Below are 18,190 nucleotides of genomic sequence, written 5' to 3'. Positions count from 1 at the left end.
GCCTTATCGCGTAAGCCCCACCACCAGACGATCAGGAGCGTGTATGTTCGAAATCGCAAAGCAGCGACTCAGCGAAGTCTTCAAACACATCGACGTCGACGAGGAAGTGATCACCCGACTTTCGGTGCCCAAACGTTCGATCAAAGCCAGCATTCCCGTGCGCATGGACGACGGCACCTTGCAGATGTTCACCGGCTATCGGGTGCAATACGACGACACACGCGGACCGACCAAAGGCGGGATACGCTATCACCCGCGAGTCAACATGGATGAGGTGACCTCGCTGAGCTTCTGGATGACGGTCAAGTGCGCCATCGCCGGTCTGCCTTTCGGCGGGGCCAAAGGCGGGATCACGGTGCACCCCAAAGATCTGTCTCAGCTGGAACTGGAACGGCTCTCACGTGGCTATATTCGCGCGTTTGCCGACGTCATCGGTGAAACCCGCGACATTCCGGCACCGGACATGTACACCAACGCCACCATTATGGGCTGGATGGCCGATGAATATTCGGTGTTGTCACGGCGTCAGGTGCCGGGCATCATCACCGGCAAACCCATCTATCTGAATGGTTCCCAGGGCCGTACTCAGGCCACGGGTCAGGGCGCTTTGTTCTGTCTGGACGAATACGCACGTCGCAACGGCTGGGACCGGAACAAGACCACTCTGGCGGTCCAGGGGTTCGGCAACGCCGGTTACCACTTTGCCCGGCTGGCGCAGGCCGAAGGCTACAAAGTGGTCGCCGTGTCCGATTCGGTGGGGGCCATACACGACCCCAACGGCCTGCAGGTGGATCATGTCAAATACTACAAGGAAGAGACCAATACCCTGCATTCGGTTTACTGCGATGGCACCGTCTGCAACGAGGTCGTCCATGAGGTCATCAGCAATCAGGAATTGCTGTCTCTGGACGTGGATGTGCTGGTGCTTGCAGCCATGGAAAACCAGATCACTCAGGAAAACGCCGAAGACGTTCACGCGAACACGGTACTCGAAATCGCCAACGGGCCGATTTCTCCCCAGGCCGATGAAATTCTGCAGCACAATGGCATTGCCGTGATCCCGGATGTGTTGGCCAATGCCGGCGGGGTCACCGTGAGTTATTTTGAATGGGTGCAAAACCGGGCCGGGTTTTACTGGGAAGAAGCCGAAGTCCAGCAACGCCTGTCCAAGATCATGCGCCGCGAAGCCAATCTGGTGTACGATCTGGCGGAAAAATTCGATTGCAGCCTGCGCACCAGCGCTTACATTCACGGGGTGGAGCGATTGGCCGGTGCCATTGGCCAACGCGGCAATCACAAGTTATTCAAAAAATAACGCCGAATCCGATCGCCCGGGTCTCCTGCCCTTTTTACGCCCTGTGTTGCTTTGCATTCGGGCTCAGGCTGTTGGGAAACCGGCAGGATCGGTTATAATGTGAGCAACTGTTTTGAACCAGATATAAGGAGTGGCCATGAGTGCGACACTGGCGTTTATCGGCGCGGGCAATATGAGCATCAGCCTGATTGGCGGTTTGATTGCCAGCGGCTATGACAAAGCCAAACTGATTGCCACCGACCGGGATGAGGCACGTTGCCGCGATCTGTCGCAACGTTACGGCATCGAATGCCTGACCGACAATGCCGAAGCGGTCAAACGGGCCGATGTGGTGGTGCTGGCGGTCAAACCGCAGCAACTGGCGGATGTGTGCCAGTCACTGCAGTCATCGGTCCAGGCCTCGGCCCCTCTGATGGTCTCGATTGCGGCGGGTGTGCGCACCACCGACATTGACCGCTGGCTGGGCGGACACACGGCGATCGTGCGCACCATGCCCAACACGCCGTCGCTGATTCAAAGCGGTGCCGCCGGGCTCTTTGCCAATGCCCGGGTCAGCCAGGGCCAGAAAGACGAAGCCGAACACCTGATGCGCGCCGCTGGCATGGCCGTCTGGGTCGATCATGAAGACGATTTGGACGTGATCACGGCGGTTTCCGGCAGTGGTCCGGCCTATTATTTTCTGTTGATGGAAACCATGGAAAACGTGGCCCGAAAAATGGGAATGGATGCCAAAACCGCCCGTTTGCTCACGATTCAAACCGCTTTCGGCGCGTCCAAAATGGCGCTGGAAAGCCATGATGACTGTCAGACGCTGCGCGAAAAAGTGACCTCGCCCAACGGCACCACGGAAAAAGCGCTGGACGTGTTTGCCCGCCACGATCTGGAAGCCATCGTGACCGAGGCCATGGAAGCCTCCCGCGACCGGGCCAAAACCCTGGCCGACGAACTGGGTAAACAATAGAGGTTCCCAGTAACCACAACACCAACATTCACAAGAACAAGGACAACACATGCATTCGCCAATCGGACAAGGGGGTCTGTTTCTGATCCAGTTTATCGCAGGCCTGGTCATTTTTGCCCTGATGCTGCGGTTTTTAATGCGGGCCACCCGTGTGGACTGGCACAATCCGATTGTGCATTTCATTGCCAAGGTCACCAACCCGCTGTGCGCTCCGGCCAACAAGCTTCTGCCCCACCCAAACCGTTGGGACTGGCCGGCCATTGTCACCGCCCTGATCATTCAGGCGCTGACGGTGGTGCTGATCGGCTATCTGGCTGGCAAAAATTTCGGCGTGGGCGTGATAGCCATTTCATCGATCACAGAGGTGCTGAACCAACTGTTGGACATGATGTTCTGGCTGATCATCATTCAGGTCATTCTGAGCTGGGTTTCTCAGGGCACCAACCCCAATACAGCGATTTTTGACCAATTGACCCAACCGATTCTGGCACCGTTCCAACGCCTGATCCCGCCCATGGGTGGCCTGGACCTGTCACCGATTGTGGCCATTCTGGCGATCAAACTGACACAGATCGTGGTGGTGGGCAGCATTGCTCAGATCGGCACCCAGCTGGCACTGTCGGCATGAATTGTGCGCCCTTATCCGTTAGAATGTCTGCATGTCTGAATCCATAGGTCTCGTCGCCCCAGAAACACTGCATGTCACCACGCCGCTCGATATGGTGTGCGGGGCGCGCCTGCCCCAATACGACCTCACATACGAAACCTATGGCCAGTTGAACGCCGATGCCAGCAATGCGGTTCTGATCTGCCATGCACTGAGCGGCAATCACCACGTGGCCGGGCATTACGACGAGGAAAAATCCCAGGGCTGGTGGGACCAGTACATCGGTCCGGGCAAACCCATTGATACCAACCGCTTTTTTGTGGTCTGTTCCAACAACTTGGGCGGCTGCCACGGATCAAGTGGCCCGGCCAGCATCAACCCCGAAACCGGCGACGTCTTCGGCCCCGATTTCCCGATTGTGACCTGCAAAGACTGGGTCAACAGCCAGAATGTGCTGCGCGACTACCTCGGCATCGATGCCTGGGCGGCGGTGATTGGCGGTTCCATGGGGGGGATGCAAGTGATGCAATGGGCCATGGATTACCCCGATCGCTTGCGCCACGCGTTGGTCATCGCCGCCGCACCCAAGCTTTCCGCCCAGAACATCGCCTTCAACGAAGTCGCTCGCCGCGCGATCATGACCGATCCCGAATTTCACCACGGGCGCTTCATCGAAGCGGGCACCACACCCAAGCGCGGGTTGGCACTGGCTCGAATGCTGGGGCATCTGACCTATTTGTCGGATGACATGATGGGGTCCAAATTCGGGCGCGAACTGCGCGAAGGCAAACTGAAATACAATTTTGATGTGGAATTTCAGGTGGAAAGCTATCTGCGTTATCAGGGTGAAAAATTCGCCACCAAACAGAACTTCGACGCCAACACCTATCTGCTGATGACCAAAGCACTGGATTATTTTGACCCGGCCGCGGAGTTTGATAACAGTCTGGCCAAGGCACTGGCACAGACCACCGCCAAATTTCTGGTGATCTCGTTCACGTCCGACTGGCGCTTTTCGCCCAAACGTTCGCAGGAAATCGTCAAAGCCCTGCTCGACAACGACGCCGACGTCACCTATGCCGAAATCAACTCCAAACACGGTCACGATGCCTTTCTGCTGCCCAACGCGCACTACGAAGGCGTGTTCCGGGCCTATATGCAGCGCATTGCCGCCGAACATGAGGAGGTCGCCTGATGGATCGCCTCACGTCCGACCTCACCCCGGAATTTGAACTGATTGCCGACTGGATTGCCCCGAACGCACGGGTGCTGGACCTGGGGTGTGGCGACGGCAAGTTGCTGGCGCACCTGCAACGCACCCGCCAGACCACCGGTTACGGTATGGAACTGGACCCCAAAAAAGTGGTGGGCGCGGTTGAGCGCGGCATCAATGTGATCCAGAGCAATCTCAACAGTCACGACATCTGCCACTACTTCGACCAGGATTCCTTTGACTATGTGATCATGACCCAGGCATTGCAGGTGGTCAGCCGACCGGACCGGATGCTGGACGAAATGCTGAGTGTGGGCAAACAGAGCATCATCACCTTCCCCAACTTTGCCCACTGGCGCAATCGGGCGCAGTTGTTTTTTGGCGGCAAAATGCCGCAGAACACCAGCCTGCCCAACCCCTGGTACAACACCCCCAATATCCACCTGTGCACCTTTTCCGATTTTGAAAATCTGTGTGAGGAAAAAGACATTGAAGTGGTGGCGCGCACGGTCGTCAACAGCAAGCATCAGCCGACCTTTGCAATGCGGTTTGCCCCCAACTGGCTGGGGGAAATCGCGCTGTATCAGGTGCAACGCAAGCCCGAGAAAATCTAGGAGCTCACAGTGAATCGCTGGTTTCAAAAAGGCAATGCCCGACGTTTTTATCGGATCGACATGCCGGTCAAGACCTTCGTCACACCGGCTTCACCGATCCGTGATCGTGAAATTTACGCCTCCGGGCTGGATTACTTCCCTCCAACACTGCGTCGGTACATCGAAAACGAAAAAAACGAAACCCTTTACTGGGTGAACAAAGTTCAGGATCAGAAGGTCGTGGTCACCAAGATGTTCAAGGAGGTCATTGACTACATTGAATTTTTTGGTGATGCGACACAAATGATGGCCAAAGGCCTTAATCCGGCAAAAGACCCACAGTATCTGTTTCGCCTGCAATCCGACATAGAAGGGTTTTCCGCAATTGAGGAATTGCTGCCTTCCTCGCCCAAAACCTACCGTTACTTCAAAATGCTTGAAGAAAAATTTCTGGCGTACCTGAAATCGATGTTCAACTCGGCCAGGCATTCCAAACCCGATTACTTTGAGGCCAATCGCCATCTGCCCCTCGGCTACAAAATCGATGAAACGCTGGAAATGCTGACATCCAAAAGCAATTTCGACAAAATTCCCTTGATCCAGGCCATTGTTCATCTGGTTCAGTTTGTCAATGCACACCTGAATGCCTACCGGCAACTCAACGATGACAACATCTTGCGCCATTACCCGGACGAGTGGCCACGGATGAAGGTAAACATCAGCGCTTCGGGCATTGCCATCCGTTACAAAAAGCGGTTTACCCAATTTGAGAAGGTGGATGTGTTTCTGTATTTTCCAGACCAGGACAAGGTTCTGGAATTCGAAGGCACGGTGGTAGACACCCGCAGCATTGACAGCCATCACGAAGAACGCGTGGCCATCAACTTCGATTTTCCAAACGGTCAGAAGCAGGACTTTCTACAGAATCAGATCCAACGCTACGAAATCGAAGAATGCATGGATTTTCAATTATAAAAACAGGGAGAAGCCATGCCGGGAATGAACCATGAATTCGAAGCCAATTTTCTGGATGAACTGCCTCCCGTTACCCGTGAAGCAGCCGCCAGCCTTTTGCAGTTTTACCGTTTGCGGCAATTGATGGACATGCGCCAATTCGGTCCGGACAAGCGCATGAGTGAAGATTTCGATCTCACGCCCAGTCAATGGAATCAGGTTCTGGATGCGGTGATTCTGACGAAGGTCAGTTACTTTGTCATTGATACGTCCATGCCGCCCAAATACATCAAAAAACTTTTGGATATCGCTGGATGGGCGCTTGAGGAGCCCGAAACCAATCTTCAGCAAATGAAGCGTCTCACCCAGCGGAATTACCCTTTTTTCTATGACTGGCTCAAGAAGGTAGAAAGCGTTCAGCACGAGTATTTGAGAATGGCACGCAAAAGAGGCATGATTTAAAATCAGCGATATTTATCCCAGCGCCTTGTTCAAAAACGCGCGGATGTCCCCGACCTCTTCGGCACAGACTTCGTGCTGCATCGGATAGGTGTGATAAAGCGGATCAAACCCGGCCTCAAGGCAGCGCTGACGGGTTTGCTCGGACAAAGTGCAGGGGCAAATCGGATCATAGAGGCCATGCGCGATCATCACGGGCGTGGTCAGCGGCTGCACCCCAGTCTGCGGATTCGGGCGTTGCGGCCAATAGGTGGACAATGCCAGAATCCCGGCCAACGACGACTCAAACGACATGGCCGCTTCCAACGCCACCAGTCCGCCTTGCGAAAACCCGGCGATCAGCAGACGTTCGGCGGGAATGCCCGCCTGAACCTGCTCGGACATGAGTTGCTGAACCCGTGCCACGCTGGTGTCCACGCCCGGCCAGTCCACGTCGGCCTGCAAATCCATGGAACGAATGTCGTACCAGGCCCGCATCGATTCGCCCAGGTTGATGGTCACCGGCTGAACCGGCGCATGCGGAAACACAAAACGCACCGAATGCGCTGCCGGCAATCCCAGCTGCGGCACCAGCCCTTCAAAATCGTGGCCGTCGGCTCCCAGGCCGTGCAACCAGATCACACAGGCGCTGGCTTCACAAGACGGTTCCAGAATCACGGCGGTTGGGGTCTGCGTTTTATGCATCCATATTTCCTTTCATTCTGAGCGAATTTCGATAAAATAACGGGCTTCACGACGCTTTTCAGGAAACGCCATGAAATCCATATCCATTGCCCTGATTGTCATGCTGGGGCTGAGCGCCTGCGGTCGCAAAGGCCCACTTCAGCCGCCACCTGAGAATAGCGCAAAGCCTGCGGACACGCAACCGGCTGACGTCAGCCACTCATCCGAATAATCCGCCACAGGAGCCTTATGAGCGTTCAACCCACCGCCTTTGAATCTTTTGCCTATCACGACCAGCGCCTGAGCGTGGAACAGGTCGATCTGGCCAGACTGGCCGATCAGTACGGCACGCCATTGTATGTGTATTCCAGGTCGGCGCTGGTCGCCAACTGGCAACGCTTTGACCGCGCTTTCGGCCATCAGCCGCATCTGGTCTGTTATGCGGTCAAGGCCAATTCCAACATTGCGGTGCTCAACCAGCTGGCCCGACTGGGTTCCGGCTTTGACATTGTCTCTCAGGGCGAACTGGAACGGGTGCTCAAGGCCGGGGGCGACCCCAAAAAAATCGTGTTTTCGGGCGTGGCCAAAACCGCCAACGAAATGGCCCGGGCGCTGGAAGTGGGCATCCGCTGTTTCAACATTGAATCCCACAGCGAACTCGAACGTCTGCAGATGGTGGCGCAGGAAATGGACTGCATCGCCCCCATCTCCATTCGGGTCAACCCGGATGTGGACGCCAAAACCCATCCTTACATTTCCACCGGACTCAAAGACAACAAATTCGGAGTCGACATCAACGAAGCCCCCGCGCTTTATGCACGCGCTGCGGAGATGTCACAGATCAAAGTGACCGGCATCGATTGCCACATCGGCTCCCAACTGACCGAAATCGCGCCCTTTGTCGACGCACTGGAACGGGTCTTGGCCCTGAAAGCGCAATTGGCCGATCAGGGCATTGTGATTCAGCATCTGGATCTGGGCGGCGGACTGGGCATTCATTATCACGACGAACAGCCACCGGAAATCGGTGTCTACATCGACGCGCTGCTGCGGACCCTCAACGACCCGGACTGCGAAGTGCTGATTGAGCCGGGACGCGCCATTGCCGGCAATGCCGGTGCCTTGCTGACCCAGGTCACTTACCTCAAGCCGACCGAACACAAACATTTCGCCATCATTGATGCGGCCATGAACGACCTGATTCGCCCGGCGTTGTACGACGCCTGGCAGGCGATTCTGCCGGTGGTGGAACACCAAGACGGCCTCAAGGCCGAATGGGATCTGGTAGGCCCGGTATGCGAAACCGGCGATTTTCTGGGCAAACAACGTCCGCTGACGCTCAAGGCCAATGACTATCTGGCGGTGATGTCGGCGGGCGCTTACGGTTTTACCATGAGTTCCAATTACAACACCCGTCCACGGGCGGTGGAAATCATGGTCGATGGCGACCAGGCCCATGTGATCCGGCCCAGAGAAACGTATGAAGAACTGATGGGCCGCGAACGCTGCCTGCCCGAAGACTGAAATTCAGTCTTCTTTCGGTGATTGCCCCGCCAGCCACAGATGCCATTTTGACCAGGCCTGGGCCTCTGGCAGCGCATTGTCGTTCTGACGCAGCTTTTTCAGCGCTTTGGCCGGCGCGCTCAGGCGCTTTTCCGGGTCAATCCGCGCGGCCTGCACCACGCCCTGCTGCACAAACGCATACAGTTGGTCGCCCTGCTCGCTGGCCTGACCCCAATCCACCCACCATGCATGCTGTTGCAGGCGACCCAGCGCTTCCCACTCGGATTTGGTTTCCAGCAAACGCGGTCGCTCGGTCAGTTGCAACTGCGAAACGGTTTGGTCAAATTCGGTGTCGACCAGAAGCGGCAAATCGGCCCAAAGTCGATACAGCTGTTCGACTTCCACCAGATAACGGCACTGAGTGACTTTTTCTCGCTCCGAGTCAGGCAGATCCAACGCCGCCATCAAATCGGTCATGTCCTGCAGCAAGGCCAGCAAACTCTGACATTGCATGGGCCGACAAGGCTGTTGTGCCAGGCTTAAGTGCAGACGGGTACCGATCCACTGCGGAAAGCGCGCGGCCAGCGCCAGCGCCATGGAATTGACCCTGGGCAGAGCCTGCAGGGCCTGCAACCGACTGTCGTCCAGCAGACAGGTTTCGACACTGTTGGCCAGCTCGTCATTGACAAACCGCAGACGCAGCTTGCGCAAAAAGGCCAGCGCTTCGCGTTTGCCCGGCCAGCCCAGTTCGGCCATCAGGTCGGTCTGTTTGCCCTGCAGCAGTGCCACCACGTCGCTTTCACTCAAATCCGAGCCGACCAGTTGCCAGGCCAGAACCGGGCTGTGGTCCAGCAGCTCCAGCAATTGCGGATAACGGCCCACAAAATGCAGCAACCGCAGCTGATGACTGGGAAACATGGCGCAACTCTGCCACACCCAGGCCGGAATCGGTTTTCGCCAGTCTTTCAGAGCGCCGTGATCCGGCCAGGCCAGAACCTTGAGCTGTTCCGGGTAGCGCGGGATCGGCGCTTTCGACAGCATCATCGCATCCCAGCCGGGCACGGTGATCACACCGTCCACCACCCCCGGCTGGTCCTTGAGCCAGCCGCGCGCATCCACCAACAGGGTCTGGGTGGCCGCATCCCAATAGGTCTGCCTGGCCAGATGACGCTCCAGTGGCGTCACCTGCCAGGCGGTGGTTGTCGTGGGCTGGGTAAAGGTCGGCGTCATTTTGGGCATCAAGTGGTTGCGGTCACCCGAAAAAAGAAACTTTTCAGGTAATCGGTTTCACGAATGGCCGGATGCACGGGGTGATCCGGGCTCTGGTGGCCCTGCACCAGCAGTTGCAACTGACGATCGTGCTGACGCGCCGCCTGCTGGGTCAGCTTCAGCAACGCATCGCCAGAAAGATGAAAAGAGCAACTGGCCGACACCAGCACACCGCCCGGCTGCACCAGACGGATCGCCAGCTCATTCAGGCGCTGATAGGCACGACTGCCTTCACGCATGTCCTTTTTGCGCTTGATGAAGGCCGGCGGGTCCACCACCACCACATCGTATTTGTGGCCTTCGGCGGCCAGCGATTTTAACGCCTCAAACGCATTGCCTTCAATCCCGGTCAGGCGCTCGCCCACCTGGTTGAGTTGCGCATGCTGGTCGACCCAATCCAGCGCCTTGGCTGACGCGTCCACACAGGTCACTTCCGTGGCCCCGGCCACCGCGGCTTCAATCCCCCAGGCACCGGCATAGCTGAACACGTCCAGCACGCGTTTGCCGCGGACCCACTGCTGCAATTGCGCGCGGGCACTGCGGTGATCGTAAAACCAGCCGGTTTTCTGTCCGGCCACAATCGGCACCTCAAATTTCGCGCCGTTTTCGATCATTGGCACCGTGTCCGGGCGCTCGGAACCGGGCGCCCAATCGTTTTCCAGAGCCAGGCCTTCCTGCTCGCGCGACGCCAAATCATTGCGAAACAGCATCACCCGCGGGTGGTACAGGTTTTCCAGCACCTGCATCAGCATGGGTTTCAATGCTTCCATCCCGGCCGTCGTGATCTGCACCACCAGGGCGTCATCAAAGCGGTCAATCACCAGGCCTGGTAAAAAATCCGATTCGGCAAACACCAGACGGTAAAACGGCTGCTCATAGATGGCATCGCGCAGGGCCTGCGCCGCTTGAAGCCGCTTTTTGAAAAAGGTTTCATTGATCTGAACCTTGTCATTGCGCGTCAGCATGCGCGCACAGATCAACTGATTGGGGTTGATGTAGGCCGTGCCCAGCGCCTTACCCTGCTGCGTGACCACCTTGACCAGCTGGCCAAGTTCAAAGCTTTTCAGCGGGCTTTTTTCAATGTCGATTTCATTGCTGTAAACCCACAGATGTCCCTGTTTCAGACGTTTGTCTTCCCGGTTTTTCAGCACCAGTTGCGGCATGGTGTTTGCAGTCATAATGTTCCTTAAACGGTATTGAGTCCCAGGGATCATGTTTTCACACTTTCAAAGGACCCTTCAATCAAAAACGCCCCAATGATCGGGGCGATAAAAATGGGGTAATGGGAGGTCTGGCACAAAACGGAAGCGGGGTAAAAAGACCGTTCGTTTCAGCCGTTTTCAGCCGCTTCTGACCTCAGACGATGGACGGGGCAATCACTGTTCGATCATACGCTCATACTCACTGGCGTCCATCAGTTCAGACAATTCTTCGGTGTCACTGGGTGTCAGCTTGAACAGCCAACCACCGTCATAGGGTTCGTCATTGATCAATTCGGGCTCGTCTTCCAGCGCGTCGTTGACCTCGGTGATTTCACCGCTCAGAGGCGCATAAATGTCCGAAGCGACCTTGACCGATTCCAGCGACATCACGTCATCGCCTTGCGCCACGATCGCACCGATTTCAGGCAGACTGACGTCCATCAGATCGCCCAGCGAACCCTGCGCAAAGTCGGTAATGCCCACAACGGCCTGACCATCCTGATCCAGATACACCCATTCATGGGATTCGGCGTACTTCAAATGTTCGGGTAAAGGACTCATCCGCGCCTCCAGCATTCTCCAAAACCGCGATGATACCAAATTCTGGTCAGAGCGGTCATCGTTTTATGGTTTTCACCAGGCCTGGTTATCTCAGCTCCACCAACTGCGACAGCGGCTGCGGACGCTGAAAATAAAACCCTTGCATGTAGTCCGTGCCCTGTTCTATCAACCAGTCCGCCTGCTGACGAGTTTCAACCCCCTCACAGATGGTTTTCATCCCCAGTGCCCGGGCCATGGAAATCATGGCCACAATCAGACCGTTATCGACTTTGGAATGACCGATGTCGTCAACAAAACTCTTGTCGATTTTCAGAATGTCCACCGGCAGATTGCGCAACATTGACAGGGACGCGTAACCGGTTCCAAAATCGTCCAACAACACCTGACACTGTTTCTGACGCAACTCGGTCAGACCCGACGCCACCAGAGACAGATTTTCCATGGTCGCGGTTTCGGTCACCTCAAAATTAAAGCGCTTGAGGTCGACCCCATACTTCTGACAACAGGCTTCCAGCCAGTCAATCAGATCTCCGTCGGCAAACTGCATCACCGACAGATTGACCGCGACCCGGGTCGTATCCGGCAAAGTGTGTTCGGCCAGATCGGCACAGATGCGTTCAAACAGCGCCAGCCCCAGAGGCTGAATCAAACCGTGATGCTCGGCCAATTCAATGAACGCCCCCGGCATCACCAGTCCCTGCTCGTTTTTCAGACGCACCAATGCTTCCACTTCCTGCCACTGATGACCTTTGCAGAAAATGGGCTGGTAATGCATTTCGATCACGTTTAATGGCTGTTCAATGGCCGTACGCAACAACTGAAGCATGTCGTGATTGGACGCGGTTTTTTCTTCCAGCGCCATATCAAACCAATGATAGCGATTGCGCCCGAGGGACTTGGCCCCATACATGGCCGCATCGGCCCGGCGCAGCAGATCTTCGGTTTCAAAGCCGTGTTCCGGGTAACACGCAATGCCGATGGAAGCGCTCAGAAAGTGCTGTCGTGGACCGATGTTGAACGGCGCATTCAAAGCCGTAATCAGCCGCTGACAAAGCTCCGGTACATCGACCCCTTCCAGATCGGTCAATACCACCACAAACTCATCGCCGCCAATACGCGCCGCGTAATCGTCGTCCCGTAAATTGACGGTGATCCGCTGTGTCGCCTCAATCAGAACCCGGTCGCCCTCGCTGTGACCATAGGCATCGTTGACCTCCTTGAACTTGTCCAGGTCCAGAAACAACACGGCAAAAGCCCGCTCGGAGTCTTTCTGACGCTTGCGCAGCAAAAGGTTGTCGAGATGATTGTGCAGCGAATAACGGTTGGGCAGATTGGTCAGGCTGTCAAAAAAGGCCAGACGGTCCAGGCGTTTCTGCGTTTCCACTCTGGGTGAAATGTCCGAAAACGTGGCCACATAATAGGTCTGGTTGGAATAACTGTCCCAAAGCTTGGTGATTTGCAGCCATTCGGGAAACACATCGCCGTTTTTGCGTTTGTTCCAGATTTCACCATGCCACCAGCCGTGCTCCTGCAGATGCTGCCACAAATCCTGATAAAAATGGTCTGACTGACGCCCGGATTTCAAAACAGACGGGTTGTGCCCCAGCACCTCTTCACTCTCATAACCGGTGATTTCACAAAAGGCCTGATTGACACTGATGATGCGGCTTTGGCTGTCGGTGATCATCACCGCTTCGCGCAACTGTTGCAATGCCAGTTGCGACAGGCGCATCGTCTGGTCGGTAATGCGGGTGAAATCCACCGGATACAACACCATGAACACAGGAGATTTCGTGGTCTCAAACACATTGTCCAATGATTGAATTTCCACGGTAAACGACTGACCGCTTTTGAGGGTAAACACCTGCTCGGGCGGAAAGCGCTCAGACAACTGCCAATGGCGAAACGCCTTGATGAACGCCACACTGTCGTCCTTGAGCAAATATTTGCGAAAGGATTTGACCGATTCGTCGATTTCCCGGTTCAGAAACTTTCTCGCCGCGGGATTGGCCACCATGATGTCCATATTGGGCGTGAGCAGGAGTTTGGGCACCGGACTGATGTCAAACATCTTCTGATACAGATCCGAGTTGTGCAGCGAAGCACGGTGTTCGCGCTCGATCAATTCAAATTCGTTTTCCAGTTCACTGACCTGCTGCCCCAACAGGCTGCGCTCGCTTTCACAGGCATTGAGCGCATCCACCAGACGCGTGTTTTCATCACGAAAGGCTTCGATGTCATTCAGAATCCAGCTGACACGACGGGAATCATTCATGTGCGCCCTCCGTCGGTTTCAAAAAGCCGAGATAATAGCACTCGTTATGCAGGCGGATTTCTTCGGTTCTCAGTTTCAGCAAGCGGCGGCGACCGTCCTTTTTCTGGGCGGTCACATCCCGCCACTGGCCAATCAGCCCCTGATTCTCGCCTTTCTGGTAATCTTCCAGGTAACTGTCATGGTGACTGCGATAGGGGTCCGGCATCAGCATCTTCACATTCTGAAGCGCCATGTCGTCCCAGTCATACCCCAGATACGTCCTGATCTGTTGATTGGCATAGGTCATGACCCCATTCTGGTCAATCACCACCAGACCACACCCCAGCTGTTCTCCCAAAAGCCGCAGCATCTGTTCGGCCTGATCGCCATTCTGATCCATTGACTGCCCGGGACGGTCAAAGAACATCAGTACCCCTCTGGTGCCTCGCTCCGGCGACTGATGCGGCACCAGACGCAAACAGAACACATCGCTCAGCACGCGCACTCGAAGCTGGTTTGTTCGGTCGTTTTCCAGCACACTCAGCAGCTCCTGACGCAGATTGGGCACATCCAACTCCAGCCCCAATGTGGTCACAGTCTGATGCAGATGGGACGAATCCAGCGAAAACAGTTCGCTCGCCGGTCGGGTGAACCGCAACAGACGCAAACGGCTGTCAAGCAACAGAATGTGTTCGCTCATATTCTCAAGCATGCTTTGCAGATCGGTATTGACCTGCTCAAGCTCGTGGGTTTTGACTTCGAGTTCTTCGTTGACCGTGGAAAGCTCTTCGTTGGTCGACTGCAATTCTTCGTTCGCGGTTTGCAACTCCTCGTTCGAAGACTGGAGCTCTTCGTTGGAGGATTGCAGTTCTTCATTGGTGGACTGCAGTTCTTCGTTGGTGGTCTCCAGGTCTTCCACCGAAGCCTGCAAGCGTTCCTTGAACACAGCCACTTCTTTCTGCAACTGTTTTTTGGAAGCATGTTGCTCCGACGTCAGCCCCCCACCCGGTTCCACAAAGGGCAAACTCAGTTCGGTAGGAATAAACGCCACCACATAAAGATTGTTGTGCGACTCGGAAAAACGCATGCGCTTGATAGACAGGAACAAGACCATGTCCTGATCAGAATCCTTGTAAAACAACGCTTGTGAGGAGGCTTCACCGTCTTTTTTGGCTTTTTCCATCAGCGCACGCAAATCCACCTTGATGTCATCCCGGGCCAGGGTCAGCATATTGGTATCGATCCGACCCTGAGGAAAATTCAAATATCGGTTCACATCGCCCCGAATGTGCAGAATCTGACCCGACTTGTCCACCACAATTGCCACCGGCACCATGTCATTGAGCAGGGTCTGCTCCAGTTTGTGGGCAATGGTCTGTTTTTCCTCCGGGTCGGTATCGGTCACGGCCGTGGGGCGTTCCTGACGCTTGATCGCATTGGCGCTCTGAATGCGGTCACTGCGCTGGGAAAGGTTGGTCGCTTTGCGCTGATACAACTGGGCTTTTTTGTCCAGGGTTTCAAACAGTTGCGGAGCCGTGCTGGACGCTGATTCGGATTTGCCCATAAACAGCAATCCCTGCGGATTGAGAGCAAAATGAAACGTTTGCAGCACCTGACGTTGCAATTCGGTGGAAAAATAAATCATCAGATTGCGACAACTGATCAGGTCGAGACGGGAAAAAGGCGGTTCCATAATCAGGTTCTGCCGGGCAAACACCACCCGATCCCGCACTTTTTTGGAAAGCTGATAGGTGCGGTCGCGCCGAATAAAATAATTATCCAGAACTTCCGGATCCATATCCATGACCTGTGCTTCGGAGAACACCCCTTTTCGGGCTTGAGACAGGGCGTACTCGTCAATGTCGGAAGCAAAAATCTGGTATTCGATATCGCGGTTGAGGCGGGTCTTGATCCGATGCATCACAATCGCAATCGAATACGGCTCTTCACCATTGGCACACCCCGGCACCCAGATTCGCCAGGGACGGTCTTCCTCCTGCTCACGGATGGCGTTTTCCAGCAGGGTCTCCAATGCCTGGAAGGCCTCCCGGTCCCGGAAAAACGCAGTCACCGAAATCATCATGTCTTTGAACAGGTGCTGCACTTCGTCTTCCGACGTTTCAATCAGGTGCACATACTCCTTTACCGCGCTCAATTGATTGACCGCCATGCGTCTGGCCAGCCTCCGGCGAATGGTCTTGAGCTTGTAGCCACTGAAATCATGACCGGTGACGTCATAAATACGCTGAAAAATCTTCTCCAGATCGGTTTTCGGATCGGGACGTACCGATTGATAATCCTTGTGGCCCGTTTCCAGAAACGCGGCAATGTCCTCCGCCAATTCCTGCGGGGAGCCGGTTTTATCGACAGCACCGGCTTCCACTGCCGCCAGAGGCATACCGGCGTATCTGGCCGTGCTTTCATTCTGGGCAAACACCAGGCCGTTATTGGATTTGATCGCCATGGCTCCACGTGCACCATCCGACCCAGTGCCGGACAGAATGCCCACGACGGCCTGCTCCTGCAAGGCTTCAGCGGCCGAGTGCAACAACACATCAATGGAAGGTTTGGGGCCCACAGCAGCGGCGGGGGTCAGTTCAATGGTGTGATCGTGTACTTGTGCATTGAACCCGGGAGAAATGATATACACCCGCCCTGCCTGGGGACGAACCGGCTTGTCGACCATTTCAATCGGCGTTTCGGTCACCCGCTCCAACAGATCCTTGAGAATGGTCGGGTGCTTGGGGTCCAGATGCTGGGCGATGACCACACAACAGCGGTCATACGCGCGAAAGTGCAATAAAAACTGTTTGAGCGCTTCCAGCCCACCGGCTGACGCCCCCAAAAATAACCAATACGGTTGTTCTGTCATTTCTAATCCTTCAAACGATCCCAGTCACACTGGCGATCCCGACAAACCTTCAATCATTACAACATCTGTACAAATGCCATACACACAACCCCATCGTAACGTCTTTTTCAATCGCTACCAAATTTTTTACCCGCCTTGGCCCGCCTTAGCTCGCCTTAACCCACGCGTTCGGAAAGCACATGAATAAACCGCCTGGCTGTCAGCGCATCGAAATCCTCAAAAGGCGCACTGTGATCCCGGCGGGTTTCCACCCATCGGTCAAATGACCGTCGGGGAGACAAAGAGGCCACGTCTGCGTTTTCCATGATCGGTTTGTCCGGATTTCCCGCCCAGACCAGATCACGCACGACTTCTTCCTTAAACCAGTAACAACGCTGCCATTGATGCTGCTTCCATACCCGCACTGCGAGCATCCCGGCCACATCCTTAAGGCCTGTGTCTTCGAAAGCATCGCGTTTCAGGCTGTCGCTCACAAACACATCCGAATCATCACAGCCCTGCTGAAACCATTCATCCAGTTTTTTCAATGCCGAGGCGTCGGGCACAATGCCCGCTGTCAGCATTGCACCGTCATCCACCCAGGCAAACCCCTGCGCATGCAACAGCCCCAGTACTTCCGGTGCCGACTGGTCAAGCAGTGCCTGGCGGTCGGACAGACGGCCCAGACGATTGGCCAATTGATTGAGAACCGCCTCACGCTGATCATAATGCTGCATTTTGCGTTTGGCCAGATAACCGTGCAGTGCCCTGCGGAATCGGTCTACCTGGGTGACCGCCTGTTTTTTGACCTGGGGCAACAGATGCTTGGGGGTGTAATGATGGCAGGCCACCAGCCCCCAGAGGGATTGATGGATCACAATCGGCAGGGAAAAGGAAGCCGAGACCCCCATATTCTGAAGGTACTGCAAATGCACAGGAGACACACTGCGGGTATCGGAATGGGTCAGGTCAATGGGTTGTTGCGTGGCCGACAAGATCGGAACCGGGTCCATTTTTGCATCGCAAATGGTGCGTGAGGCATTTTTCACATACAGATCCCGGGCAATTCTGGGGATGTCCGAGGCTGGAAAGCGCAAATCCAGGTAACTGCCAAGCCGCGAGCGTCGGATTTCCGCCACCACCTGACCGCTCCAATCCGGTTGAAACTGATACAACATCACCCGGTCATAACCGGTCAATTGCCGAACCAGCGTTACCAGTGCATCGAACAGGGATTGCGCGCCTTCTTCGGTATCGGGAGAATAGGCCAGCTTTTGTGTGAGTTCCGGCGAAGCGCCTGCCACCTGAACGGATTTGTCGTAGGATTGAATGTCGATGACGTAATGACGGGCATCCTGGCTGATCCGCAACCAGTAAGGATGGGCATCCAGGGCCACCTGGCGTTCAAACACCTGATCGGTGGGTTCAAATGCCATCTCCTCCAGAATCACAGCCAGCTGGGATGACAGGGCCTCCACCGACAGGCCAAACAGTGTTTCGGGAGCCCGACCCAACACCTCTGCCGTATTGGCACTGGCATGGGTCACGCTCAAGGTGGTTTTGTCCACCCCGATCAAGGCACCGAATGGCTGAATCTGGCCTGACCAAGGCAATTTTTCTTTTTCACAAGGATGCAATCCGGAAGGATCGGACACAGCGTTGTCTTTCATACTCGTATGCTCATCACGGTTTGCAACCATTATAAGCATATTACACAACGGGACAATTGCCTAAATCAAAACGAGTTGTGCAACTCATAGAAAGCAAAAAGCCTCTCAGAGAATG

General features: G+C 55.3%; 16 protein-coding genes. 9 read left to right on the top strand and 7 right to left on the bottom strand.

Features of this window, described 5'->3' with window-relative positions; all coding sequences use genetic code 11:
• Positions 1–43 precede the first annotated feature (43 nt).
• The 7 genes from A377_RS0108130 to A377_RS0108100 all read left to right on the top strand — a co-directional run bounded on the left by A377_RS0108130 (position 44) and on the right by A377_RS0108100 (position 6,105).
• Entirely contained in the window at positions 44–1,315 is a 1,272-nt protein-coding gene (locus A377_RS0108130; protein ID WP_019895784.1) for a Glu/Leu/Phe/Val family dehydrogenase, read from the top strand.
• Positions 1,316–1,451: 136 nt separating this feature from the next.
• Positions 1,452–2,276 (top strand): pyrroline-5-carboxylate reductase, encoded by an 825-nt coding sequence (proC, locus tag A377_RS0108125; protein ID WP_019895783.1) that lies wholly within the window; start codon positions 1,452–1,454, stop codon positions 2,274–2,276.
• A 49-nt stretch (positions 2,277–2,325) separates the two neighbouring features.
• Entirely contained in the window at positions 2,326–2,904 is a 579-nt protein-coding gene (locus A377_RS0108120; protein ID WP_019895782.1) for a YggT family protein, read from the top strand.
• 31 nt (positions 2,905–2,935) lie between these two features.
• Complete coding sequence (gene metX, locus A377_RS0108115; protein WP_028485384.1) at positions 2,936–4,078, top strand: homoserine O-succinyltransferase MetX; 1,143 nt, start codon at positions 2,936–2,938, stop codon at positions 4,076–4,078.
• Positions 4,078–4,710 (top strand): methionine biosynthesis protein MetW, encoded by a 633-nt coding sequence (gene metW / locus A377_RS0108110; protein WP_019895780.1) that lies wholly within the window; start codon positions 4,078–4,080, stop codon positions 4,708–4,710. The genes metX and metW overlap by 1 nt, the downstream gene beginning before the upstream one ends.
• 9 nt (positions 4,711–4,719) lie before the next feature.
• Positions 4,720–5,664, top strand: coding sequence for a PilZ domain-containing protein (locus tag A377_RS0108105; protein WP_019895779.1), 945 nt, complete (start codon positions 4,720–4,722; stop codon positions 5,662–5,664).
• A gap of 15 nt (positions 5,665–5,679) precedes the next feature.
• On the top strand, positions 5,680–6,105 hold the full coding sequence (locus tag A377_RS0108100) for a hypothetical protein (RefSeq protein WP_157760800.1): 426 nt from the start codon (positions 5,680–5,682) through the stop codon (positions 6,103–6,105).
• A gap of 12 nt (positions 6,106–6,117) precedes the next feature.
• Here the strand turns inward: A377_RS0108100 and A377_RS0108095 are convergent, their stop codons facing one another.
• On the bottom strand, positions 6,118–6,786 hold the full coding sequence (locus A377_RS0108095; RefSeq protein ID WP_019895776.1) for an alpha/beta hydrolase: 669 nt from the start codon (positions 6,784–6,786) through the stop codon (positions 6,118–6,120).
• A gap of 70 nt (positions 6,787–6,856) precedes the next feature.
• Here A377_RS0108095 and lptM point away from each other — a divergent pair, with 70 nt between their 5' ends.
• Both lptM and lysA read left to right on the top strand, forming a co-directional pair.
• The gene (gene lptM / locus A377_RS13010; RefSeq protein ID WP_083919134.1) at positions 6,857–6,997 is read left to right on the top strand and encodes an LPS translocon maturation chaperone LptM; all 141 of its coding nucleotides are present in this window, start codon (positions 6,857–6,859) and stop codon (positions 6,995–6,997) included.
• Positions 6,998–7,014: 17 nt separating this feature from the next.
• Positions 7,015–8,289: a diaminopimelate decarboxylase gene (gene lysA, locus A377_RS0108090; RefSeq protein WP_019895775.1), complete on the top strand. Its 1,275-nt coding sequence runs from the start codon at positions 7,015–7,017 to the stop codon at positions 8,287–8,289.
• Positions 8,290–8,292: 3 nt separating this feature from the next.
• On the opposite strand, the gene A377_RS0108085 is transcribed toward lysA, so the two are convergent.
• The 6 genes from A377_RS0108085 to A377_RS0108055 all read right to left on the bottom strand — a co-directional run bounded on the left by A377_RS0108085 (position 8,293) and on the right by A377_RS0108055 (position 18,075).
• Positions 8,293–9,507 carry a hypothetical protein gene (locus A377_RS0108085; protein ID WP_019895773.1) on the bottom strand — a complete coding sequence of 405 codons (1,215 nt, stop codon included), beginning with the start codon at positions 9,505–9,507 and terminating at the stop codon, positions 8,293–8,295.
• The gene (locus A377_RS0108080) at positions 9,507–10,715 is read right to left on the bottom strand and encodes a class I SAM-dependent rRNA methyltransferase (protein WP_051083152.1); all 1,209 of its coding nucleotides are present in this window, start codon (positions 10,713–10,715) and stop codon (positions 9,507–9,509) included. The genes A377_RS0108085 and A377_RS0108080 overlap by 1 nt, the downstream gene beginning before the upstream one ends.
• A gap of 198 nt (positions 10,716–10,913) precedes the next feature.
• On the bottom strand, positions 10,914–11,300 hold the full coding sequence (gene gcvH / locus A377_RS0108070; RefSeq protein WP_019895767.1) for a glycine cleavage system protein GcvH: 387 nt from the start codon (positions 11,298–11,300) through the stop codon (positions 10,914–10,916).
• Between the two features lie 85 nt (positions 11,301–11,385).
• Entirely contained in the window at positions 11,386–13,575 is a 2,190-nt protein-coding gene (locus tag A377_RS0108065; RefSeq protein ID WP_019895766.1) for a sensor domain-containing protein, read from the bottom strand.
• Entirely contained in the window at positions 13,568–16,426 is a 2,859-nt protein-coding gene (locus A377_RS0108060) for a CheR family methyltransferase (protein WP_019895765.1), read from the bottom strand. Before A377_RS0108060 ends, A377_RS0108065 begins: the two co-directional genes overlap by 8 nt.
• Before the next feature lie 155 nt (positions 16,427–16,581).
• Positions 16,582–18,075, bottom strand: coding sequence for a GAF domain-containing protein (locus tag A377_RS0108055; RefSeq protein WP_019895764.1), 1,494 nt, complete (start codon positions 18,073–18,075; stop codon positions 16,582–16,584).
• Positions 18,076–18,190: the final 115 nt, after the last annotated feature.

The organism is Hydrogenovibrio halophilus DSM 15072 (genome assembly GCF_000384235.1).
GTDB lineage: Bacteria > Pseudomonadota > Gammaproteobacteria > Thiomicrospirales > Thiomicrospiraceae > Hydrogenovibrio > Hydrogenovibrio halophilus.
Note: the sequence above shows the minus strand (reverse complement) of the source record. Positions and strands in the feature narration are given on the sequence as shown.